Raw genomic sequence first — 22,366 nt, 5'->3', positions numbered from 1 at the left:
GTTCGCACGGAGCACGTCCGCAAGGGGTCGCAGTGGCAGTGGTCGAGCAGGTCGTCGCACGCCCGACGGCCCGGCCCGCCGCCGCACCCGCGCCCGTCGCGCTGCCGCACCTGCGCGGCCTCGACGGCGTGCGCGCGCTCGCGGTCGTCGCCGTCCTGCTCTACCACCTGGGCGTGCCGTGGGTGCGCGGCGGGTTCCTCGGCGTCGACGTGTTCTTCGTGCTGTCCGGCTACCTCATGGCGACGCTCGTGCTCGACGAGGTCGAGGCGACCGGGCGGTTCCGCACGGGGCGCTACCTCGCCCGGCGCGTGCGACGGCTCGTCCCGGCGCTCCTGGTGGTGCTGGCGGCCGCGTCGGGTGCCGCGCTGCTCGTCGCACGCGACGCGCTCGCGTCGCTGCGGGGCGACCTGCTCGCCGCGCTGACGTACACGTCGAACTGGTGGCAGGTGGTCGCCGACCGCTCGTACTTCGAGCTGGCCGGCCGCCCACCGCTGCTCGGGCACCTGTGGACCCTCGCCGTCGAGGCGCAGTTCTACCTGCTGGTGCCGCTGGTGGCGCTGCTCGCGCTGCGGGCGCGCCGCACGCACGTCGGACTGCTGGCCGCCGGCCTCGCGGTCGCCTCCGCGGTGGCGATGGGCGTGCTGGCCACGCGCGCGGGGATGCCGGTGCCGCACGATCCGACGCGCGTCTACGTGGGCACCGACACCCACGCGACGGGTCTGCTCCTCGGCGTCGCCGCAGCGACCGTGTGGCAGCCGTGGCGCACGTGGCGACGACCGGGCTCGTGGGCGACGGAGCGCGGGGACCCGGTGCGGCGCTTCGAGGCCGGGGTCACCGACGTCCTCGGGGTCGCGGCGCTCGCCGGCGTGGTGGCGTGCGTGCTGCTGGTCGACCCGTACTCGGCCGGGCTGTACCGGGGCGGGTTCGCCGCGTTCGCAGCGCTCGCGATCGTGCTCGTGGGCGCGGCAGCCGACCCGGCCGGTCTGCTGGGACGGGCGCTCGCGCGGCAGCCGCTGCGGTGGCTGGGCGAGCGGTCGTACGGCATCTACCTGTGGCACTGGCCCGTCCTGCAGCTCATGCGGCCCGACCAGGACGTCACGCTGCCGGAGTGGGCGTCCCCGGTGGTCCGTGCGGGCGTCACGCTGCTGCTGGCGGAGGCGTCGTACCGGTGGGTCGAGACCCCCGTGCGCCGGGGTGCGCTGCGGCGACTGGTGGCGCGGCTGCGCACACCCGCGCCCGGGCGCGCGTCCCTCGTGGTGCGGACGGCCGCCGTGACCGCGTGCCTCGCGACGGGCGTCGCGCTGCTCGGCACCGCCGTCGTGCGGACCCCCGCCGACTCCCCCCAGGTCACCGCCGCGCCGCCGGGCCCGGAGGTCACGGCGCCGGCCGGACCGGACGCGATCGGGTCGGTCGTCCCGCAGCAGGACCGCACCACGGCCGCGACCCCCACCGCGACCCCCACGCCCGTGGACGAGGTCGGCACGGTCGTCGCGGTCGGGGACTCGGTGATGCTGGGGGCGGCGGCGGAGCTGGGCGCCCACGGCGTCGCGACGGACGCGGTGGTGTCGCGGCAGTTCGCCGAGATGGCCGACCTCGTGCTGCAGGCGGCGGCCGCCGGGACGCTCGGTCACACGGTGGTCGTGCACGGCGGGACCAACGGGCCCGTCGCGGAGGAGGACCTGCGACGGCTGCTGGCCGGGACCGTCGACCGCCGCGTGTTCGTCGTCAACGTGCGCGTGCCGCGACCCTGGGAGCAGTTCGACAACGAGCTGTTCGCGCGCGTCGTGCCCGAGTACCCGCACGCCCGCCTGCTCGACTGGAAGTCGGTGGCCGAGGCCAACCTGCCGTGGTTCTACGACGACGGGATCCACCTGCGCGAGGGCGGCGGGCGCGAGGGCTACGCGGCATGGATCGTGCACGAGATCCAACCGCGCCGCTGACCGCAGTCCGGGCGGTGATTGCCGGGACGAAGCCGTACCGCTATGGTCTGCTCGACACGTGGTCCCGAAGGTCTCACATCCTGAGATCTCGCCGCTGTCCCTACGCTGACAGGAGGCCCGCGATGCTCGTCGCCCGCCCCGTCCGCGTCATCTCCCCCACCATGTGCCGCTGTTGCCCGTGCTGCGCCATGCAGCCCTGCGCCGGCACCCGCTGACCCCCAGCGACACACACCGACCCGACCGGGTCGCCGCCGGTGCCCGCCCCCGTGGCCGCCGGCTCCCGCCGGACGCCCACGCCCGACCTACGGACGTCCCCCATGACCCAGAGCACCACCGCCGACCGCCGCGCGCACACCGTCTCGCTCGACGCCGTGCGCCGCACGTTCCCCACACCGGCCGGGACCCGCACGGTGCTGCACGGCGTCGACGTCGAGCTGCGCGCCGGCGAGATCGTCGCGCTCGTCGGACCGTCCGGGTGCGGCAAGTCGACGCTGCTGCGCCAGGTCAGCGGCCTGGACACCCCCGACTCCGGGCGCATCCTGCTCGACGGCACACCCGTCAGCGGCGTCGACCGGCGCACGGCCGTCGCGTTCCAGGAGCCGCGCCTGCTGCCGTGGCGCACGCTCACCGGCAACGTCGCCCTCGGCCTGCCGCGCGGCACACCGAAGGACGCGGGCCGCGAGCGCGTCGCCGAGCTGCTGCGTCTCGTCGGGCTCGAGGAGTCCGCCGGGCTGCGTCCACGCCAGGTGTCCGGCGGCATGGCGCAGCGCGCGTCGCTCGCCCGCGCCCTGGCGCGCAACCCCGGCGTCCTGCTGCTCGACGAGCCGTTCGGCGCGCTCGACGCCCTCACCCGCCTGCGCATGCAGGACCTCCTGCTGACGGTGCACGCCGCCGAGCCCACCACCGTCCTGCTCGTCACGCACGACGTCGAGGAGGCGCTGTACCTCGCGGACCGCGTCCTGCTGCTGCGCAACCTCGCGAAGTGCCCCGAGGGCACATCGACCGTCGCGCGCGTCATCGACGTCCCCGGCTCCCGGCCGCGCGACCGTGCCGACCACCGGCTCGCCGAGCTGCGGGCCGAGCTGCTCGAGGGCCTGGGCGTCCCGACGCACCACGTCGCGACGGACCCCGACCTCCACCCGTCCATCTGATCCCCCTCCCCACCCGGGCCGCCCGGCCCCTTCCCCCGAGATGAGAGAACCGACGATGAGGATCCGCACCGCCGTCTCCGCCACTGCACTGTCCCTCGTGACCGCCCTGGCGCTGACCGGCTGCGTCGCCGGTGAGAACGCCGATGCCGAGGCCGCCGAGCCCGCCGGCAGCTCCGACGCCGCAGCCTCGGAGTGGAGCGCCGACACGCTCGACGTCGACTTCGCGACGTACAACCCGCTGAGCCTGGTCATCAAGGACCAGGGCTGGCTCGAGGAGACCCTCGACGGCGTGACCGTCAACTGGGTGCAGTCGGCCGGCTCGAACAAGGCCAACGAGGCGCTGCGCGCCGGCGCGGTCGACGTGGGTTCGACGGCCGGCTCGGCCGCGCTGCTCGCGCGCTCCAACGGCTCGCCCATCCGCACGATCGGCATCTACTCGCAGCCCGAGTGGGCCGCGATCGTGGTTCCCGGCGACTCCGCCATCACGTCCGTCGCGGACCTCGCGGGCACGTCCGTCGCCGCGACCAAGGGCACCGACCCGTACTTCTTCCTCCTGCAGTCGCTCGAGGAGGCCGGCGTCGCCCTGTCCGACGTCGAGGTCCAGAACCTGCAGCACGCCGACGGGCGCACGGCCCTCGAGCAGGGCTCGGTCCAGGCGTGGTCGGGCCTCGACCCGATCATGGCCGCGGGCGAGGCGGAGTCGGGCCTGAAGCTCGTCTACCGCAACATCGACTTCAACACCTACGGGTTCCTCAACGCCACGGAGGACTTCCTCGAGGAGAGCCCCGACCTCGCGCAGGCCGTGGTCGACGCGTACGAGAAGGCGCGTGCGTGGGCAGAGGAGAACCCGGAGGAGGTCGTCGAGATCCTCGCCGAGGTCGCCGGCATCGACCCGGCCGTCGCCGAGAAGGTCATCGTCGAGCGCACCAACCTCGGCGTCGACCCGGTGCCCGGTGACGCGCAGCGCAAGGTGCTCGAGGTCGTCGGCCCGATCTTCGTCGAGTCCGGTGACGTCGCCGACCAGGCCACGATCGACAAGGCGCTCGACGAGCTCTTCGAGCCGACGTTCGCCGAGAAGGCCGATCCCGCGAACATCGCGGGCTGACCGCAGGCGGTGCCCCGCCGCCCGTCCGCGGCGGGGCACCGGCCTCCCCTCCCCCACCGCCCTGCCCTCCCGACCCACCGCCCTGCCTTCCCCACCCACCGCCCTGTTCCCCCCCAGGAGCCCTCCCCATGAGCCACGAGACCGGCCCGGCGCCCGTCCTCACCGACACCGAGAGCCGTCCGCTGCCCCACCAGAACCCCCACGACAGCGGCCCGACCCGGCCCGCGAGCGCGTCGTTCTGGTCCCGGCGCAGCACGCGCGTGGTCGGCGGCGCGGTGCTCCCGCTGCTGCTGCTGACGGTCTGGCACCTCGTCACGACGAGCGGCCTCGTGCCGCCCTACCAGCTCCCCGCGCCCGCGTCGGTGTGGCGTGCCGCCGTCGACCTCGCCGAGCGCGGCGACCTGCAGACGCACGTGGCGATCTCCGTGCAGCGCGTGCTGATCGGGTTCGCGATCGGCGCGCTGGCCGCCCTGGCCGTCGCGGCGTTCGTCGGGCTGTCGCGCGCCGGCGACGTGCTGCTGGCGCCGACGCTCGCCGCGATCCGTGCGGTGCCGTCGCTCGCGTGGGTCCCGCTGCTCATCCTCTGGATGAAGATCGGCGAGGAGTCGAAGATCACGCTCGTCGCGATCGGTGCGTTCTTCCCGGTCTACACGACGGTCGCCGCCGCGCTGCGGCACGTCGACCCGCACCTCGTCGAGGCCGGGCGCGCGTTCGGGTTGCGGGGCGTCGAGCTGTTCCGCTCGGTGCAGCTGCCTGCGGTGATCCCGTCGGTCATGTCCGGCCTGCGGCTGGGGCTCGCGCAGGCGTGGCTGTTCCTCGTCGCCGCCGAGCTCATCGCCGCGTCGATGGGCCTGGGCTTCCTGCTCACCGACTCCCAGAACAACGGCCGCGTCGACCGGATCCTGCTCGCGATCGTCCTGCTCGCCCTCATCGGCAAGCTCACGGACTCCGTCGTGGCGCTCGTCGAGAAGCAGCTCCTGCGGAGGTTCGCATGACCACCCTGACCGCCCTGCAGACCGAGACGCGGACGTACCCCGCGCCCGTCGAGCTCGCGGCGACGTCCAACGTCCGCCCCGAGGACTGGGCGCGCGCCGCGGCCGACCCGGTCGCGTTCTGGGAGGAGGCGGCACGCCGCCTGCAGTGGGACGAGCCGTGGCACACCGCGCACACGTGGTCGCCCCCGGCGCCCGTCGACGGCGGGGCGCCGGACGAGCTGACCGTCCCCGAGGCTCGCTGGTTCCTCGGCGGGCGGCTCAACGTCGCGGTGAACTGCGTCGACCGTCACGTCGCCGCCGGCCGCGGCGACAAGGTCGCGCTGCACGTCGAGGGCGAGCGCGGCGACCGCCGCTCGATCACCTACGCGCAGCTGCAGCGCGAGGTCGCGCAGGCCGCGCACGCGCTCACCGAGCTCGGCGTCGGACCCGGCGACCGCGTCGTCGTCTACCTGCCCGTCATCGCCGAGACCGTCGTCGTGACGCTCGCGATCGCGCGCATCGGCGCCGTGCACTCGCTGGTGTTCGGCGGGTTCTCCGCCGAGGCCGTGCGGTTCCGGGTCGAGGACACGCAGGCCAAGGTGCTCGTCACGAGCGACGGGCAGTTCCGCCGCGGCCGGGCCGTGGAGGTCAAGTCCGCGGCCGACGAGGCCGTCGCAGGCCTCGACCACGTCGAGCACGTGCTCGTGGTGCGTCGCACCGGCCAGGACGTCGCGTGGACGCCCGGTCGTGACGTGTGGTGGCACGAGGTCGTCGACCGCCAGCCCGACGTGCACGACCCCGAGTCGTTCGACGCCGAACACCCGCTGTTCGTCATCTACACCTCGGGCACGACGGGCAAGCCGAAGGGCCTGGTGCACACGTCGGGCGGTTACCTCACGCACGCCGCGTGGTCGCACTGGGCCGTCTTCGACGCCAAGGACGACGACGTGCACTGGTGCACCGCCGACCTCGCGTGGGTCACGGCGCACACGTACGAGATCTACGGGCCGCTCGCCAACGGCCTCACGCAGGTGATCTACGAGGGCACGCCCGACACGCCGCACCGCGAGCGCCACCTCGAGGTCATCGAGCGCTACGGCGTCACCACCTACTACACGGCCCCCACGCTCATCCGCACGTTCATGACGTGGTTCGGCGACGAGCTGCCCGGCGGTCACGACCTGTCGAGCATCCGGCTGCTGGGCACCGTCGGCGAGGCCATCAACCCCGAGGCGTGGGTGTGGTTCCGCCGCACGTTCGGCCGGGACGAGGCCCCGGTCGTCGACACCTGGTGGCAGTCCGAGACGGGCGCGGCGATGATCGCCCCCGTCCCCGGGGTCACGACGCTCAAGCCGGGGTCCGCGACGCGGCCGCTGCCGGGCATCGCCGCGAAGGTCGTCGGCGAGGACGGCGTCGAGGTGCAGCCCGGTCAGGGCGGCTTCCTCGTCGTCGAGCGGCCGTGGCCGGGCATGGCCCGCACGATCTGGCGCGATCCGCAGCGGTACCTCGACGCGTACTGGCGGCGGTTCGCCGGGCACGGGCCGCACGGTGGGTACTTCCTCGCCGGTGACGGCGCGTCGTACGACGAGGACCGGTACGTGTGGCTGCTCGGCCGCATCGACGACGTCATCAACGTCTCGGGTCACCGGCTGTCGACCATCGAGATCGAGTCCGCGCTGGTCGCCCACCCGGCCGTCGGCGAGGCCGGCGTCGCGGGTGTGACCGACCCCGTGACGGGCCAGGCGATCGCGGCATTCGTCGTGCCGAGCACCCCGCCGGGGCCCGTGGAGGACGTCGAGGCGTGGCTCGCGGCGACCACGGCGCTGCGCGAGGACCTGCGGGCCCACGTCGGGCACGCGATCGGGCCCGTCGCCAAGCCGCGCCACCTGCTGGTCGTGCCCGAGGTCCCCAAGACCCGGTCGGGCAAGATCATGCGCAGGCTGCTCACGCAGCTCGTCGAGGGCACGACGCTCGGCGACACCACGTCCCTGCAGAACCCGTGGGCCGTCGAGCAGGTGGGCACGCTCGTCACCGCCGGCCTGCGCCGCTGACCCCGACCCGTCCCCCAGCAAGGAGCACCGTGAGCGAGCACCGCTTCGGCTTCCGCACCCGCGCCCTGCACGCCGGCGGCATCCCCGACGCCACCACGGGCGCGCGGGCCGTGCCGATCTACCAGACGACGTCGTTCGTCTTCGACGACACCGCCGACGCCGCGAACCTCTTCGCGCTGCAGAAGTACGGCAACATCTACTCGCGCATCGGCAACCCGACGGTCGCGGCGTTCGAGGAGCGCCTCGCGTCCCTCGAGGGCGGCATCGGCGCCGTGGCGACGGCCTCCGGCATGGCGGCGGAGTTCCTGGTGTTCGCCGCGCTGGCCGGGGCCGGCGACCACATCGTCGCGTCCGCGCAGCTCTACGGCGGCACCGTGACGCAGCTCGACGTGACGCTGCGGCGGTTCGGTGTCGAGACGACGTTCGTGCCGGGCACGGACCCGGCGGACTACGCCGCCGCGATCCGCCCGGAGACGAAGGCCGTGTACACCGAGGTGATCGCGAACCCGTCCGGCGAGATCGCGGACCTCGCGGGGCTCGCAGAGGTCGCGCACGCCGCGGGCGTGCCGCTCGTCGTGGACTCCACGCTCTCGACGCCGTACCTCGTGCGGCCCATCGAGCACGGCGCGGACGTCGTCATCCACTCCGCCACCAAGTTCCTCGGCGGGCACGGCACGACGCTGGGCGGCGTCATCGTCGAGTCGGGTCGGTTCGACTGGGGCAACGGGCGCTTCCCGACGATGACCGAGCCCGTGGCGTCGTACGGCGGCGTGCGCTGGTGGGAGAACTTCGGCGAGTACGGGTTCCTCACCAAGCTGCGCTCGGAGCAGCTGCGCGACATCGGCCCGGCGCTGTCCCCGCAGTCGGCGTTCCAGCTGCTGCAGGGCGTCGAGACGCTCCCCCAGCGCCTCGACGCGCACCTGGCGAACGCGCGCGAGGTCGCGACGTGGCTCGAGTCGGACCCGCGCATCGCGAAGGTCCAGTGGGCCGGGCTGCCCTCGCACCCGCACCACGAGCGCGCGCAGCGGTACCTGCCCCTGGGGCCCGGATCGGTGTTCGCGTTCCGGCTCGCCCCGGCGGGCGACGTGCCGGGCCGCGAAATCGGCGCACGGTTCATCGAGTCGCTGCAGCTCGCGAGCCACCTCGCGAACGTCGGCGACGCGCGCACGCTCGTCATCCACCCCGGCTCGACGACGCACCAGCAGCTGAGCGCCGCGCAGCTGGAGGCCGCGGGCGTCCCGGAGGACCTCGTGCGCATCAGCGTCGGCATCGAGGACGCCGAGGACATCCTGTGGGACCTCGACCAGGCGCTGACCGCCGCGACCGGCACGACACGGGAGGACGCCCGATGAGCGCACGTACCTGGCAGGGCCCCAGCGCGCCCGAGCGGCTGTCGATCCTGCGAGCGACGCGCTCGATCGCGATCGTCGGCGCGTCCGACAACCCCGCGCGCGCGTCGTACTTCGTGGCGACGTACCTGCTGTCGTCGTCACCGTACGACGTGTACTTCGTCAACCCGCGCGCCGACGAGATCCTCGGCCGTCCGGTGTACCCGTCGCTCGACGCGCTGCCGGTCGTCCCGGACCTCGTGGACGTGTTCCGCCGCCACGACGACCTGCCCACGGTCCTCGACGAGACGATCGCGGTCGGCGCCAGGACCCTGTGGCTGCAGCTCGGGTCGTGGCACGAGGACGTCGCCCGGCGGGGCGAGGAGGCCGGTCTGGACGTCGTCATGGACCGCTGCGTGAAGATCGAGCACGCGCGCTTCCACGGCGGGCTGCACCTGGCCGGGTTCGACACCGGCGTCATCTCGTCACGCCGCGCGCTGGGCTGAGCGGGCCGGGCGCCGGGCCGGGCGCGAGCCGCCCGGCGCCTCAGTCCTCGGGGAACCAGACCGCCCGACGCACCCGGACACGCGCACCGTCGGGCGTCAGCGGTGTGCCCTCGGCGCGCAGGTGCGCCAGCGCGCGGCCCTCGTGGCACGCGGGCAGCCCGCCGTCGGCCCGGACGACGCGCCACCACGGCACGTCGCCGCCCTGCGCCATCGCCCGCCCCACCTGACGCGGTCCGCCGCGTGGTCGGCGCCCCGCGGCGGCCGCACGGTCCGCGAGCACCTCGGCGATCAGCCCGTACGTCATGACCCGCCCGGGCGGGATCTGCACGACGAGCGCGTGCACCTCGGCCCGCCAGCCGTCGGCCTCCTCGTCGGGTACCGGGTTCCCGCCGCCCACGCTCACCTCCTGCGCAGGACGACGACCGCGCGGTCGTCGTCCTCGCCCGCCCGCACACCGGCCAGCACCTCGTGCGCGCTGCCGGGCCGGGCCGCCACGACCGCCTCGACCACGCCGAGCAGCCGGTCGATGCCCTGGTCGACGTCGCGCCCCGGCGCCTCGACCAGACCGTCGGTGTAGAGCACGACCGCGTCGCCGGACGCCAGCACCCCGGTCGTCACGGCCGGCTGCATGCCGCCGACGACGCCCAGCGCGACGCCGCCCACCGCGTCGAGCACCTCGATGCGGCCCGAGCCCGCGTGCAGCACCGCGGGCGGCGGGTGCCCGGCGACGCCCACGCGGAACGCACCCGTCGAGAGGTCCACGGCGAGGTGCACGGCCGTCGCGAACCCCTCGTCCCAGTCCTGCTCGAGCAGGTAGGTGTTGGCCGCGGGCAGGAACCCCTCGAACGGCAACGCTCCCAGCAGGCCGCTCAGCGCACCCTGCAGCTGCAGCGCCCGCACGCCGGCCGCCTGGCCCTTGCCGGACACGTCGACGAGCACGATCTCGATGTCGGTGCCGGCCCGCCGCGCGACGAGGAAGTCGCCGGAGAACCCCGCGTGGTGGGCGGAACGCACGACCGCGTCGACCTGCCACCCGACGGGCAGCGCCGGCAGACGACCGCCGACCGCGAGCCGGTCACGCAGGTCGACGAGCATGAGCGCCCCCGGCGCCCCCTGCAGGCCCAGACGGTCGCGCTCGCGCCCGAACACCAGGACGGCACCGCACGCGAGCGCGACCACCAGGAGGGGCCCGGGCGTGGCGGCGGACGGGCGGGCGGACGCGCTCACCGCGGCGAGCACCGCGACCAGCACGACGAGCCCCACCAGGTACCGCCACCGCAGCACGAACGCGCCGACGAGCAGCAGCAGGATGAAGCCCGAGAGCGCGAACCAGCTCGACGCACGGATCGCGCCCAGCGCGTACAGGCCCGACAGCACGACGAGCACGGCGAACGTCCGCGGCTGGGGACCGGCCGCCCACCCGGACAGGACGCGCCACACCCAGCCACGGCGCCCGTCGACGGGTGAGGTGACCACCTCGGCAGCGTAGGCGCCGGACGGGCTGCGCAGCGCACGGCCGCGCCGTCCGTCCTCGCGTTCGCTATTCACGTGCGTCGACGCACGTCACGCGCGCAGGATGAGGGCATGAGCACCCTGCCTGCCGGCTACCGCACCGTCGCGGTGCCGTCCGACCGCGTCATGGACTACCGCCACGTCGACGAGCTCGCGTTCGCGACCACGTCCGACCCCGAGATCGACGCCGTCGCGCCGTTCCCCGTGCCGACCGACCGGCTCATGGCCGTCGAGGGCCCCGACGGTGCGTACGTCGCCGTCCACGGGTCGTACGAGTTCCGCATGCCGGTGCCCGGCGGTGCCGTGCCGTGCGCGGGTCTGACATGGGTGGGCGTGCGGCCCGACCACCGCCGCCGCGGGTTGCTGACCTCGATGATCGGGACGCACGTCGAGCGCTCGCTCGGGCGCGGCGAGCCGGTCTCGGCGTTGTTCGCCGCGGAGGCCGGCATCTACGGCCGCTTCGGGTACGGGTCGGCGTCCGACGAGGTGAGGCTCACCCTCCGGCGACGCGCCGCGCTGCGGCCCGTGGCCGGCTCCGACGCCCTGACGGTCCGTGTGCGGCGGGCGACGCCCGAGGACGTCGCCCTCGCCGCCGAGCTGGACGCGCGCGCGGCCGCAGGCCGGCCCGGCTGGATGCCGCGGGCCACGCCGCCGCTGCAGGCACGGATGGTCGCCGACCCGCCGGCGTGGCGGAACGGCGGCGAACCGCTCGTGATCGTCACCGTCCACGACGGCGACGACGTGCGGGGTCTGGCCCTGTTCCGGCGCAAGGAGGCGTGGGGCGACGGCGGGGCGGAGTACACGGCCGCGGTGCGTCAGGCGTCGGCCGTGGACGCGGCGGCGACCCACCGGCTGTGGTCGTTCCTGCTCGACCTCGACCTCACGACGAGCGTCGAGACGCCGGCGCTGCCGGTCGACGACGCGCTGCTGCAGCTGCTCGTCGACCTGCGCCCCACGCGCCGCCGCGTGGGCGACAACCTGTGGGTGCGGGTCCTCGACCTGCCCGCCGCGCTCACCGCGCGCCGGTACGCGCGCCCCGCGGACCTCGTCCTCGACGTCACGGACGCGCTGCTGCCCGCCAACGCGGGCCGCTGGCGGCTGACGGTCGACGCCACGGGCACCGCGGAGGTGTCCCGCACCGACGCGGCGGCGGACGTCGCGCTCGACGTCCGCGAGCTGGGCGCGCTGTACCTCGGCGGTCGCTCGGCGCGGGCACTCGCGACCGCGGGGCTCGCGGCCGGCGCGCCGGCGGAGCTCGACCGCCTCACGGCGACGTTCGTCTCACCGCTCGCGCCCGTGTGCCCCTGGATCTTCTGACGCGGCCGACGCGTGCGCGGTGCGCCCCGGACGCCCGGGGCGCACCCGCTGCGGCGTCAGGAGCGCGCGGCCTCGTACGCCGCCAGCTGGTCGATGCGGCGCTGGTGGCGCGCGTTGCCGCTGAACGGCTCGGCGACGAACGCGTCGACGAGCTCGATCGCCTCGTCGACGGAGTGCTGCCGCGCGCCGACCGCGACGACGTTCGCGTCGTTGTGCTGCCGGCCGAGGCGCGCGGTCTCGACGTTCCACGCGAGCGCCGCGCGCACGCCGGTCACCTTGTTGGCCGCGATCTGCTCGCCGTTGCCCGAGCCGCCGATGACGACGCCCAGGGAGCCGGGCTCGGCGACGACGGCCTCCCCGGCGGAGAAGCAGAACGCGGGGTAGTCGTCCTCGGCGTCGTACTCGAAGGCACCGTGGTCGACGACCTCGTGGTCGGCGGCCCGCAGGTGCTCGACGAGCGCGACCTTCAGCTCGTACCCGGCATGGTCGGCGGCGACGTGGATGCGCATGTGCACATCCTGCCGCAGCGTGGACCCCGCCGATGTCACCGTCTCTTCGTAGGCTGTCGGCCATGACGCGCAGCGGAGTGCCCCTCGACGACCTCGACCCGTCCGTCCGGCCGCAGGACGACCTCGACCTCTTCGTCAACGGCCGGTGGGCCGCCTCGTACGTGATCCCACCGGACCGGTCGATGGACGGCCCGTTCCGGGCGCTGTACGACGAGGCGGAGCGCCAGGTCCTGGACATCATCACCGACGCCGCGCAGGCGGCGGGCGAGGGCGACGGCGTCGAGGCCAAGATCGGGGCGCTGTACGCGAGCTTCATGGACACCGACGCGGTTCGGGCGGCGGGCGTCGAGCCGCTGCGCGAGGACCTCGCGCTGGTCGACGCCGCCACGACGCCGGCGGAGCTGACGGTCGCGGTGGGCCGGCTGCAGCGCACCGGCGCGCTGTCCGCGGTCGACCTGTACGTCGACAACGACGCCAAGGACCCCGACTCGTACGTCGTGCACCTCGTGCAGGGCGGGCTGGGCCTGCCCGACGAGGCGTACTACCGCGAGGAGCAGCACGCGGCCGTGCGCGAGAAGTACCTGCCGCACGTCGCCCGCATGCTGCGGCTCGCCGCGCCCGTCTCCGGCGTCGTCGCCGCGGGCGACGCGGACGACCTCGCGGCGCGCGTCGTCGCGCTGGAGTCGCGCATCGCGGCGCACCACTGGGACGTCGTCAAGGACCGCGACGCCGAGCTGACGTACAACGCGCTCACGCTCGCCGAGCTCGCCGCGCGGGCGCCGGGGTTCGACTGGCGCGCGTGGGCCGAGGCGCTCGGCGCGCCGGCCGGCGCGCTCGACCGCCTCGTGGTCCGCGAGCCGTCGTTCGCCGAGGGGCTGGCGGCGCTGTGGACCGAGGTGCCGGTCGCGGACTGGCAGGCGTGGGCCACCTACCACGTGGTGTCGTCGCGCGCGCCGTACCTCACGGACGAGCTCGTCGAGGCGAACTTCGACTTCTACGGGCGCACGCTGTCCGGCGCGCCGGAGCTCCGTGACCGCTGGAAGCGGGGCGTGTCCCTGGTCCAGGGGGCGCTCGGCGAGGCCGTGGGCAAGGTGTACGTCGAACGGCACTTCCCGCCGTCGCACAAGGAGCGCATGGACGAGCTCGTCGCGAACCTCGTCGAGGCGTACCGCCGGTCGATCACCGAGCTCGAGTGGATGGGCGAGGAGACGCGGCAGCGCGCGCTGGAGAAGCTGGCGAGGTTCACGCCCAAGATCGGGTACCCCGCGAGGTGGCGGGACTACTCGGCGCTCGAGGTGCGTGCCGACGACCTGGTGGGCAACGTGCGGCGGTCGAACGCGTTCGACCTCGACCGCGAGCTCGGCAAGATCGGGAGGCCGATCGACCGCGACGAGTGGTTCATGACGCCGCAGACCGTCAACGCCTACTACAACCCCGGCATGAACGAGATCGTCTTCCCCGCGGCGATCCTGCAGCCGCCGTTCTTCGACGCCGAGGCGGACGACGCCGCCAACTACGGCGGCATCGGCGCGGTCATCGGCCACGAGATCGGGCACGGGTTCGACGACCAGGGCTCGAAGTACGACGGCGACGGCCGCCTCGTCGACTGGTGGACGGCCGAGGACCGCGCGGAGTTCGAGCGCCGCACGAAGTCGCTCGTCGACCAGTACGCCCAGTACTCGCCCCGGCAGCTGGGCGGCAGCCACCGCGTCAACGGCGAGCTGACGATCGGCGAGAACATCGGCGACCTCGGCGGCCTGTCGATCGCGGTGCGTGCGTACGAGATCGCGCTGGGCCACCCCCTGGACGAGGCACCCGTGCTCGACGGGTACACGGGCCTGCAGCGCCTGTTCATGGGCTGGGCGCACTCGTGGCGCACCAAGGGCCGCGACGAGGAGGTGATCCGCCGGCTCGCGACGGACCCGCACTCCCCCGACGAGTTCCGCTGCAACGGCGTCGTGCGGAACATCGACGAGTTCTACACGGCGTTCGACGTGCAGCCGGACGACGCCCTGTGGCTCGACCCGGAGCAGCGCGTCCGCATCTGGTGATGCGGACGAGCGCGGTGCGGTCCCGTCAGGGTCGCACCGCGCTCGTCGTGTCGTGCCTCACCGCGGGCCCGCGTGCGGGACGAGCAGCGTCAGGGCAGCGCGTTCCACTGGGCGCGCGCGAGCCGGAACCCGACGCCCGTCGCGTCCGTGCAGGTGATCCCGTCGGTGCCGGAGGCGCAGGTGTAGTCGCCGACGCTCGCCGTGGAGCCGTAGGGCAGCTCGGACGTCGGGGTCACCTGCGGGACGCCGTCGTCCTCGCACCGGAACGCGAAGCCCTCGGCGTCCAGACCGATCACGTGACCCGTCTGCCCCTCGCACCCGGTGACCCGCGGCGGCGCGTACGTGAAGCTGCCGATCGTGCACAGCACGCCCTCGATGCTCATCTCGCACGCGATGTTCCCGGTCGGCGACGCGAACGCGACCGGGTCGACCGCGACGTCCTCCTGCCCGTCCCCCGCGTCGGAGGTCGCCTCGGCGCTCGCCGTGGGCGAGCTCTCGGCCGCCCGCGCGCCGTCGACACCGCCGCCCCGCGGCAGCGTCACCACGAGCACGACGAGCGCCAGGACGAGCAGCACGTCGACCAGGACGAAGACCTGCATACCGCGGCTCAGGCCGCGCAGCACTCCCAGGCGGTTCACGCCGCGTCGGGCGCGTCGAACACCGGCCCCTGGGTGCGGGTGCGCTTGAGCTCGTAGAAACCGGGCACGCTCGTGACCAGGGCGAGCCCGTCGAAGAGCCGTCCGGCGTCCTCGCCCTTCGGGGCGGGCGTGATGACAGGGCCGAAGAAGCCGACACCGTCGATCGCGACGACCGGCGTGCCGACCTCGTCGCCGACGAGCTCGATGGCCTGCGCGTGCGAGGCCCGCAGGAGGTCGTCCACCTCCTGCGTGGACGCGACGTCCGCGAGCGCCGCCGGCAGGCCGACCTCGGCGAGCGACTCCGCGACGATCGCGTCGAGGTCCGTGCGACCGCCGGGGTGCACGCGGCTCCCCATCGCGTCGTACAGCGGCTTGAGCACCCCGTCGCCGTGGTCCCGCGCAGCCGCGACCAGGACCCGCACCGGGCCCCACGCCGCGTCCATCAGCTCGCGGTAGCGCTCGGGCAGGTCACGGCCCTCGTTGAGCACGGACAGGCTCATGACGTGCCACCGGACGTCGACGTCGCGCACGCGCGCCGCCTCGTCCATCCACCGTGACGTCATCCACGCCCACGGGCAGGCAGGGTCGAACCAGAAGTCGACGACGGGCACACCGGGCTCCTCTCGCGCAGGGTCGTGCCCGAGTGTGCCCCTTCCGGTGAGGCTACGCACATCCCCGCAGGTCGCCGGGCCGACGGACGGGCCACCGTGGCATGATCGTGCGGTCGCCCACGCGCGACGGGCCGTGCCCCTCCCCGCCCCGACCTGACCCCCGGTCGCCGCCGCCGGGCAGGCACCGCCGCAGACCACCGCGGCCACCGCCGCCGCCGACCGATCGGAGAGCATCCGTGCCCGGAGAGAACCTCACCCGTGCCGAGGCGGCCGAGCGGGCCGCCCTCGTCCGCACGCACGCGTACGACGTCGAGCTCGACCTCACCACGAGCCCGAAGACGTTCGCGTCGCGCTCCACGGTCCGGTTCTCCGCGACGCCCGGGGCGAGCACGTTCGTCGACCTCATCGCGCCGGCGGTGCACGAGGTCGTGCTCAACGGCCGCAGCCTGGACCCCGCCGACGTCGTGCGCGACTCGCGGATCCACCTCGACGACCTCGCCGAGGAGAACGAGCTCACGGTCGTCGCCGACTGCGCGTACATGCACACGGGCGAGGGCCTGCACCGGTTCGTCGACCCGGTCGACGACGAGGTGTACCTCTACAGCCAGTTCGAGGTCGCGGACTCCCGGCGGGTGTTCGCGGTGTTCGAGCAGCCCGACCTCAAGGCGACGTTCACGTTCACGGTCACCGCTCCCGCCCACTGGACCGTGGTGTCGAACTACCCGCAGGTCGGCGAGCCGCAGCGCGTCGAGGGCGGTCAGAACCTCAACGGTGGCCGCGACGAGGGCACCGCGACGTGGCGGTTCGAGACGACGCCGCGCATCTCGTCGTACATCACCGCGGTCGTCGCGGGCCCGTACCACGGCGAGCACGGCGAGCTGACGAGCAGCGACGGGCGCACGATCCCCCTGGGCGTGTACTGCCGCGCGTCGCTCGCCGAGCACCTCGACACCGACAACATCCTCGACGTCACGCGCGCCGGCTTCGCCTTCTACGAGGACAAGTTCGGCCACCCGTACCCGTTCGCCAAGTACGACCAGCTCTTCGTGCCGGAGTTCAACGCCGGAGCCATGGAGAACGCGGGCGCGGTGACGTTCCTGGAGTCGTACGTCTTCCGCTCCAAGGTCCCCGAGGCCACCGTCGAGCGCCGCGCGGTCACGATCCTGCACGAGCTGGCGCACATGTGGTTCGGCGACCTCGTGACGATGCGCTGGTGGGACGACCTGTGGCTCAACGAGTCGTTCGCGGAGTACGCGTCGACGCTCGCCACGGCGGAGGCCACGCGGTGGACGAGCGCGTGGACGACGTTCTCGTCGCTCGAGAAGTCGTGGGCGTACCGGCAGGACCAGCTCCCCTCGACGCACCCGATCGTCGCGGACATGCGCGACCTCGAGGACGTCGAGGTCAACTTCGACGGCATCACGTACGCCAAGGGTGCCTCGGTGCTCAAGCAGCTCGTCGCGTGGGTCGGCCAGGAGCAGTTCCTCGCGGGCGTCCGCGCCTACTTCGACCGGCACGCGTGGGGCAACACGCAGCTGCACGACCTGCTCTCGGAGCTCGAGACGACCAGCGGCCGCGACCTGTCGGCGTGGTCCGCGCTGTGGCTCGAGAAGGCGGGCGTCACGCTGCTCCGCCCGGAGGTCGAGGTCGACGCCGACGGCGTCATCACGTCGTTCGCGGTGCTGCAGGAGGTGCCCGACGAGCACCCGACGCAGCGGCCGCACCGGCTCGCGGTCGGCGGCTACGACCTGGTCGGCGAGGGCGACGCCGCGCGCCTGGAGCGCACCGTGCGCGTCGAGCTGGACGTCGACGGGCCGCGCTCCGAGGTGCCCGAGCTCGTCGGCACGCGGCGACCCGCGCTGCTGCTCGTCAACGACGACGACCTGGCCTACGCCAAGGTCCGCCTCGACCCGCAGTCCCTGGCGACGGCCGTGGCGCACCTCGACAAGTTCACCGACTCGCTGCCCCGCACGCTCGTGTGGAACGCGGCGTGGGACGCGACGCGCGACGGTGAGACACCGGGCCGCGACTTCGTCGACCTCGTGCTGGGCAACATCGCGCACGAGACCGACTCCTCGGTGATCCTCGTGCTGCTGCGCCAGCTCGCCACGACGCTCGACCTGTACGTCGCGAGCGAGCACCGCGACGCGACCGCCACGGCCGCGGCCGACCGGCTCCTCGAGCTCGCGCAGGCCGCGCCGGCCGGCTCCGACCAGCAGCTCCAGCTCGTCAAGGCGTTCGCGAGCCGTTCGCGCACGAGCGAGCAGCTCGACGTGGTCACCGAGCTGCTCGACGGGCGGCGCGCGCTCGACGGCCTGTCGGTCGACACCGACCTGCGCTGGGAGCTGCTGACCGCGCTCGTCGCCGGTGGTCGTGCCGGCGACGCGGACGTCGCGGCGCAGCAGGCGGCCGACCCCACCGCCACCGGCCAGCGTGCCGCGGCGGCGGCCCGGGCGGCGGTCCCGACGTCCGACGCCAAGGAGCGGGCGTGGGCGGCGGTCGTCGGCGGCGACGAGCTGCCGAACGCGCTGCAGGCGGCGACGATCAGCGGGTTCGGCCGGGTCCACGACACGACGCTGCTCGTGCCGTGGGTCGACCCGTACTTCGCCGACCTCGAGCGCGTGTGGGCGGAGAAGACGAACGAGATGGCGCAGAACGTCGTCCTCGGGCTGTACCCGACGGCGCTGGCCGACGACCCGCGCGTCGACGTCCTCGGCGCGACGGACGCGTGGCTCGCGGCCCACCCGGACGCGCCCGCGGCGCTGCGCCGACTCGTCAACGAGTCCCGCGACGGCGTGCGCCGTGCGCTCGCCGCGCAGGAGGCGGACCGCCGCCGGGCCTGAGCGTCAGTGCCGGGTGCGCGCGGCGGCGACCGCGCGCACCCAGCGCTCGGCCTCGCGGGGGCTGCGCAGGCGCACCACGTGGCAGTCCGGCGCGTCCACCAGCGCCGCGTACTGCGTCGCGCGGCTGCCGTGCGTGCGCCACGCCCAGAGCACGACGTTCTGGTGCGGGTCGCTGCTCAGCAGCGACGACAGCCGCTCGCGGTTGCCGTGCCAGAGCTCCCGCCGCGTGATCCCGCGCCACAGCGTGCGCCGTACGACGCGGCCCATGACGACCCGTCGCGGGTAGTCGAGCCAGACGACCGTGTCGGTGGTGTCGAGCGCACCGCCGAGCCGCGAGTCCCAGTTCCCGTCCGTGACCCACCCCGGACCGGCGGTACGTGCCCGCACGTCGGCGAGCGCCTCGTCGGGATCGCGCTTGACCCAGCCCGGCCCCCAGAACACCTCGTCGAGCTCGACGTGCGGGACCCCCAGCACGCCGGCGAGCCGCCGCGCGAAGGTCGTCTTGCCCGAACCCGTCGTCCCGACGACCCGGACGCGTCGCAAGGGCGTGCTCGGGCGGGTCACGACCCCATGGCGTCGGCGAGCGACTGCGCACGCGCGTGCGTGAACAGGTCGTCGAGCAGCACCGGACGCCCGGTGCCGTCGGCGAGCGGCACCTTCCAGTTCGGGTACTCCTGGTCCGTGCCCGGCTGGTTCTGCGCGCGCCGCTCCCCCACCGCGTCGGCGAGCGAGACGCCGAGCAGCACGGCGGGCGTGGCACGGACCCAGCGGTGCAGCGCCTCGACGATCTCGCGCTCCGACGGGTCGTGGCCCAGCAGGCCGCGCTCGCGCAGCGCGTCGAGCATGCGCTCACGCTCGGCGGCTGCGTGCGCGCGGACCGTGGCGACCGGCTCGGTGAGCAGGCCCAGCCTGTCGCGCAGCGCGACGTGCTCACCGGCCAGGTAGCCCGCGGTGGGCGGCAGGTCGTGCGTCGTGACGGTCGCGAGCGCGCGGTGCCGGTAGGACTCGGGAGGCCGGGGGCGGCCGTCGTGCTCCTGCTCGAACCACAGCACGGACGTGCCGAGGATCCCTCGGTCGTCCAGGTAGTCGCGGACCCACGGCTCGACGGTGCCGAGGTCCTCGCCGATGACGACGGCGCCGGCGCGGTGCGCCTCCAGCGCGAGGATGCCGACGAGCGCCTCGTGGTCGTAGCGCACGTACGCGCCGTCCTTGGCGCCGTTGCCGACCGGCACCCACCACAGCCGGAACAGCCCGATGACGTGGTCGATGCGGATCGCACCGGCGTGCCGCAGCACGGTGCGCAGCATGTCGCGGTACGGCCGGTACGCCGCGCGCGCGAGCGCGTCCGGGTGCCACGGCGGCTGCGACCAGTCCTGGCCCTGCTGGTTGTACATGTCCGGCGGGGCGCCGACCGAGGCGCCCGTCGCGAGCACGTCCCGCAGCGCCCACGCGTCGGCGCCCTCGGGGTGCACGCCCACGGCGAGGTCGTGCATGATCCCCAGCGCCATGCCGCTGTCCCGTGCCACGCGCTGCGCGTGCTCGAGCTGCTCGTCGGCCACCCACTGCAGCCACGACCAGAACGCGACCCGGTCGGCCAGCTCGACGGCGGCCGCGGCGACCGCGTCGGACAGCGGGTCGTGCAGCTCGTCGGACCATCCCGCGGGCGGGCCGTGCCGCTCGACGAGCGCGCACCACAGCGCGAACTCGCGCAGCCCCTCGCCCTCCTCCTCGACGTACGCGTCGAAGGCCGCCTGCCGCGCCGGCGCGAGCGGGTGCGCGTGCACGACCTCGAGAGCGGCGCGCTTGGCGGCCCAGGCGACGTCGCGGTCGATCGGCCCGGGTTCCGCCGCGAGACCCAGGACGGGTTCCGCGGCCCACTCGACGAGGGCGCGGTCTGCGGCCGACAGGTAGGCCGTCTCGGGCACGTCCTCGACCCGGACGTACAGCGGGTTGACGAAGCGCCGCGTGGTGGGCAGGTACGGGCTGGGCGTGAGCGGCTCGACCGGCTCGGCCGCGTGCAGCGGGTTGACGAGGAGGAAGTCGGCCTTCCACCGGTGGGCGGCGAGCCAGCCGAGCTCGGCGAGGTCGGCGAGGTCACCGACGCCCCACGACCGGCGCGAGCGCACCGAGTACAGCTGCGGCATGAGCCCCCAGACGCCGCCCTCGCGCAGTCGCTCCGGGAGCTCGAGGCGGTGCGGCGTGACGACGACGGGGCTGTGCGCGTGCGCACTGGGGCCGTCCGCGCGGATCTCGTGCCAACCGAGCGGCAGGTCGGTAGGGAGCTCGAACGTCGCGCGGCCCACGAGCCGGCCGTCGACGGTGCGCGGTTCCACGACGACGTCGACCTGCGTGACCTCGCGCCGCCCGCCGCCCGCCTCGGCGTCGAGCTCGAGCCACACGTCCACCGGGTCACCGTGCGTCACGTGCACCGGGACCTGCACCGCGGCCCCCTCGCGGAGCACCACGACGGGCGGCAGCACGCGCCGCCACGGCATGTTCTCGACGTGCGCGAGCGCCAGCTCGACCCGCTCGGGTGACGACGCGTCGACGCCCAGCGCGGCCAGCACGCGCACGACCGTCTCGTCCGACGCCTCGTGCTCGTCCCCGTCGTGCCCCTGGTACCGCGGCACGACGTCGTACGCGGCGGCGAGGCGCCACAGGTCCTCGTGTCTGGTCGTCTCGGGCACGTGTCGATCCTGCCAGAGGGGGCGCCGGACCGCTGGACGCGGGCCCGAGGACCCAGCCCGCGTCGGCACGTCGGTACCGGGGGCTCTGTCCGCCGGGGTCCGGGATGCACGACGCTCCCGGGTATGAGCCGGTGGAGCACCATCACCGACCGCGAGCGCGGTCAGGGGACCCTCGAGTACGTCGGCGTCGTCGCCGTCGCCGTCCTGCTCGTCGCCATGCTCGTGCTCGGTGTGAGCCCGGCCGCCCGCACCATGGCGGCGCGGATGGTCTGCGAGGTCACGACCCTCGGTCAGGGCGACTGCGGGTCCGCGCAGGGCGAGGACCCCGGCACGGACGCACCGGGCGAGGACGACCCCGGCTGGTGGTGCCAGAACGTCGGCTGGTTCTGCGACGACGACGAGGACGAGCAGCAGGAGGACGAGGAGGAGGACGACGGCGGCTGGTGGTGCCGCACGCTCGGCTGGTGGTGCCCCGACGAGGAGCCCACCGACGACCCGACGTCGACGCCCACCGCGACCCCGACGGGCCACCCGACCGACCCGGCCACCGGCCTGCCCGTCGTCGACGGCGTCACGATCCCCGAGGGCCTGGACCCGGACGGCGAGACCGTCCGCACGCTCCTGCAGACCGAGCGGGGCCGCGAGATGCTGCAGTGGCTCGCCGACAACGGGATCGAGGTCCGCGACAGCAGCCGCGGCTCGTACTGGGACGGCGAGCACATCTTCCTCGACACCTCGATCTCGCCGCTCGACGCCGTGCGCACCCTGGTGCACGAGGTGAACCACGCGCAGAGCGACGCGGCGGGGACCAGCCCGGACGTCCACACCGACTCCCGCGACGACTACGTGGACGGGATGCTCGACGAGGAGACGCGCGGTGTCGTGGAGGAGATCCTGGCGGCCCGCGAGCTCGAGGACGCCGGTGTGTCGATGCCGACGAACGTCTCGGACGACACGTACTGGGACGCGCACGACGCGGCGCTCCGGGCGGGCCGCAGCGCGCAGCAGGCCCGCGACGCGGGCTTCGCCGCCGTCCGCAACCTGTTCCTCGACGGCACCTTCGTGACGTCGAACACCGGTGACGCCTACGACGACTACTACGGGGACGCATGGGACAGCAGGCACTGACGGCGGCTAGCGTGA

Annotated in this window: 18 protein-coding genes; 11 read left to right on the top strand and 7 right to left on the bottom strand. The window is 74.3% G+C overall.

Annotated elements, in window-relative coordinates; translation table 11 throughout:
- Window positions 1–32: 32 nt before the first annotated feature.
- From CFLA_RS06985 to CFLA_RS06950, 7 genes are all read left to right on the top strand, one after another.
- The gene (locus CFLA_RS06985; RefSeq protein ID WP_013116617.1) at window positions 33–1,940 is read left to right on the top strand and encodes an acyltransferase family protein; all 1,908 of its coding nucleotides are present in this window, start codon (window positions 33–35) and stop codon (window positions 1,938–1,940) included.
- A 317-nt stretch (window positions 1,941–2,257) separates the two neighbouring features.
- On the top strand, window positions 2,258–3,091 hold the full coding sequence (locus tag CFLA_RS06975; protein ID WP_013116616.1) for an ABC transporter ATP-binding protein: 834 nt from the start codon (window positions 2,258–2,260) through the stop codon (window positions 3,089–3,091).
- Between the two features lie 55 nt (window positions 3,092–3,146).
- Window positions 3,147–4,196 carry an aliphatic sulfonate ABC transporter substrate-binding protein gene (locus tag CFLA_RS06970; RefSeq protein ID WP_013116615.1) on the top strand — a complete coding sequence of 350 codons (1,050 nt, stop codon included), beginning with the start codon at window positions 3,147–3,149 and terminating at the stop codon, window positions 4,194–4,196.
- Between the two features lie 128 nt (window positions 4,197–4,324).
- Window positions 4,325–5,191, top strand: a complete 867-nt coding sequence (locus CFLA_RS06965) for an ABC transporter permease (RefSeq protein WP_013116614.1) — start codon at window positions 4,325–4,327, stop codon at window positions 5,189–5,191.
- Window positions 5,188–7,221, top strand: coding sequence for an acetate--CoA ligase (gene acs / locus CFLA_RS06960; protein ID WP_013116613.1), 2,034 nt, complete (start codon window positions 5,188–5,190; stop codon window positions 7,219–7,221). The genes CFLA_RS06965 and acs overlap by 4 nt, the downstream gene beginning before the upstream one ends.
- 29 nt (window positions 7,222–7,250) lie before the next feature.
- Complete coding sequence (locus tag CFLA_RS06955; RefSeq protein ID WP_013116612.1) at window positions 7,251–8,573, top strand: O-acetylhomoserine aminocarboxypropyltransferase/cysteine synthase family protein; 1,323 nt, start codon at window positions 7,251–7,253, stop codon at window positions 8,571–8,573.
- Window positions 8,570–9,055: a CoA-binding protein gene (locus CFLA_RS06950; RefSeq protein ID WP_013116611.1), complete on the top strand. Its 486-nt coding sequence runs from the start codon at window positions 8,570–8,572 to the stop codon at window positions 9,053–9,055. Before CFLA_RS06955 ends, CFLA_RS06950 begins: the two co-directional genes overlap by 4 nt.
- A 40-nt stretch (window positions 9,056–9,095) precedes the next feature.
- On the opposite strand, the gene CFLA_RS06945 is transcribed toward CFLA_RS06950, so the two are convergent.
- Both CFLA_RS06945 and CFLA_RS06940 read right to left on the bottom strand, forming a co-directional pair.
- Window positions 9,096–9,452: an MGMT family protein gene (locus CFLA_RS06945; RefSeq protein WP_013116610.1), complete on the bottom strand. Its 357-nt coding sequence runs from the start codon at window positions 9,450–9,452 to the stop codon at window positions 9,096–9,098.
- Window positions 9,453–9,454: 2 nt separating this feature from the next.
- Window positions 9,455–10,531 carry a PP2C family protein-serine/threonine phosphatase gene (locus tag CFLA_RS06940; RefSeq protein WP_148234302.1) on the bottom strand — a complete coding sequence of 359 codons (1,077 nt, stop codon included), beginning with the start codon at window positions 10,529–10,531 and terminating at the stop codon, window positions 9,455–9,457.
- A 108-nt stretch (window positions 10,532–10,639) separates the two neighbouring features.
- Between CFLA_RS06940 and CFLA_RS06935 the strand changes: the two genes are divergently transcribed.
- Entirely contained in the window at window positions 10,640–11,884 is a 1,245-nt protein-coding gene (locus tag CFLA_RS06935; protein ID WP_013116608.1) for a GNAT family N-acetyltransferase, read from the top strand.
- A gap of 56 nt (window positions 11,885–11,940) precedes the next feature.
- Here CFLA_RS06935 and CFLA_RS06930 read toward each other — a convergent pair whose 3' ends face one another.
- On the bottom strand, window positions 11,941–12,393 hold the full coding sequence (locus CFLA_RS06930; RefSeq protein ID WP_013116607.1) for a ribose-5-phosphate isomerase: 453 nt from the start codon (window positions 12,391–12,393) through the stop codon (window positions 11,941–11,943).
- A gap of 62 nt (window positions 12,394–12,455) precedes the next feature.
- On the opposite strand from CFLA_RS06930, the gene CFLA_RS06925 reads away from it, so the two are divergent.
- Complete coding sequence (locus tag CFLA_RS06925; RefSeq protein ID WP_013116606.1) at window positions 12,456–14,444, top strand: M13 family metallopeptidase; 1,989 nt, start codon at window positions 12,456–12,458, stop codon at window positions 14,442–14,444.
- Between the two features lie 89 nt (window positions 14,445–14,533).
- Here the strand turns inward: CFLA_RS06925 and CFLA_RS06920 are convergent, their stop codons facing one another.
- Entirely contained in the window at window positions 14,534–15,082 is a 549-nt protein-coding gene (locus CFLA_RS06920; protein WP_013116605.1) for a hypothetical protein, read from the bottom strand.
- A complete protein-coding gene (locus CFLA_RS06915; RefSeq protein ID WP_013116604.1) occupies window positions 15,079–15,693 on the bottom strand; it encodes a mycothiol-dependent nitroreductase Rv2466c family protein in 615 nt (204 codons plus the stop codon). Before CFLA_RS06915 ends, CFLA_RS06920 begins: the two co-directional genes overlap by 4 nt.
- Window positions 15,694–15,929: 236 nt before the next feature.
- Here CFLA_RS06915 and pepN point away from each other — a divergent pair, with 236 nt between their 5' ends.
- Window positions 15,930–18,536 (top strand): aminopeptidase N, encoded by a 2,607-nt coding sequence (gene pepN, locus CFLA_RS06910; RefSeq protein WP_013116603.1) that lies wholly within the window; start codon window positions 15,930–15,932, stop codon window positions 18,534–18,536.
- Between the two features lie 3 nt (window positions 18,537–18,539).
- On the opposite strand, the gene CFLA_RS06905 is transcribed toward pepN, so the two are convergent.
- A complete protein-coding gene (locus tag CFLA_RS06905; RefSeq protein WP_013116602.1) occupies window positions 18,540–19,100 on the bottom strand; it encodes a P-loop NTPase family protein in 561 nt (186 codons plus the stop codon).
- Window positions 19,097–21,223: a 4-alpha-glucanotransferase gene (malQ, locus tag CFLA_RS06900; protein ID WP_013116601.1), complete on the bottom strand. Its 2,127-nt coding sequence runs from the start codon at window positions 21,221–21,223 to the stop codon at window positions 19,097–19,099. The genes CFLA_RS06905 and malQ overlap by 4 nt, the downstream gene beginning before the upstream one ends.
- A 123-nt stretch (window positions 21,224–21,346) precedes the next feature.
- On the opposite strand from malQ, the gene CFLA_RS06895 reads away from it, so the two are divergent.
- Window positions 21,347–22,351, top strand: a complete 1,005-nt coding sequence (locus CFLA_RS06895) for a DUF6782 family putative metallopeptidase (protein ID WP_013116600.1) — start codon at window positions 21,347–21,349, stop codon at window positions 22,349–22,351.
- Window positions 22,352–22,366: the final 15 nt, after the last annotated feature.

It is taken from the genome of Cellulomonas flavigena DSM 20109 (assembly GCF_000092865.1).
GTDB classification, from domain to species: Bacteria; Actinomycetota; Actinomycetes; order Actinomycetales; family Cellulomonadaceae; genus Cellulomonas; species Cellulomonas flavigena.
This window is presented reverse-complemented; position numbering and strand designations above follow the sequence as displayed.

Excerpts from the sequence above, each read along its gene's own strand:
- CFLA_RS06925 (WP_013116606.1), top strand. The coding sequence starts at position 12,456 with ATGACGCGCAGCGGAGTGCCCCTCGACGACCTCGACCCGTCCGTCCGG.
- CFLA_RS06935 (WP_013116608.1), top strand. The coding sequence starts at position 10,640 with ATGAGCACCCTGCCTGCCGGCTACCGCACCGTCGCGGTGCCGTCCGAC.
- CFLA_RS06965 (WP_013116614.1), top strand. The coding sequence starts at position 4,325 with ATGAGCCACGAGACCGGCCCGGCGCCCGTCCTCACCGACACCGAGAGC.
- CFLA_RS06895 (WP_013116600.1), top strand. The coding sequence starts at position 21,347 with ATGAGCCGGTGGAGCACCATCACCGACCGCGAGCGCGGTCAGGGGACC.
- acs (WP_013116613.1), top strand. The coding sequence starts at position 5,188 with ATGACCACCCTGACCGCCCTGCAGACCGAGACGCGGACGTACCCCGCG.
- CFLA_RS06970 (WP_013116615.1), top strand. The coding sequence starts at position 3,147 with ATGAGGATCCGCACCGCCGTCTCCGCCACTGCACTGTCCCTCGTGACC.
- CFLA_RS06975 (WP_013116616.1), top strand. The coding sequence starts at position 2,258 with ATGACCCAGAGCACCACCGCCGACCGCCGCGCGCACACCGTCTCGCTC.
- CFLA_RS06930 (WP_013116607.1), bottom strand. The coding sequence starts at position 12,393 with ATGCGCATCCACGTCGCCGCCGACCATGCCGGGTACGAGCTGAAGGTC.
- CFLA_RS06950 (WP_013116611.1), top strand. The coding sequence starts at position 8,570 with ATGAGCGCACGTACCTGGCAGGGCCCCAGCGCGCCCGAGCGGCTGTCG.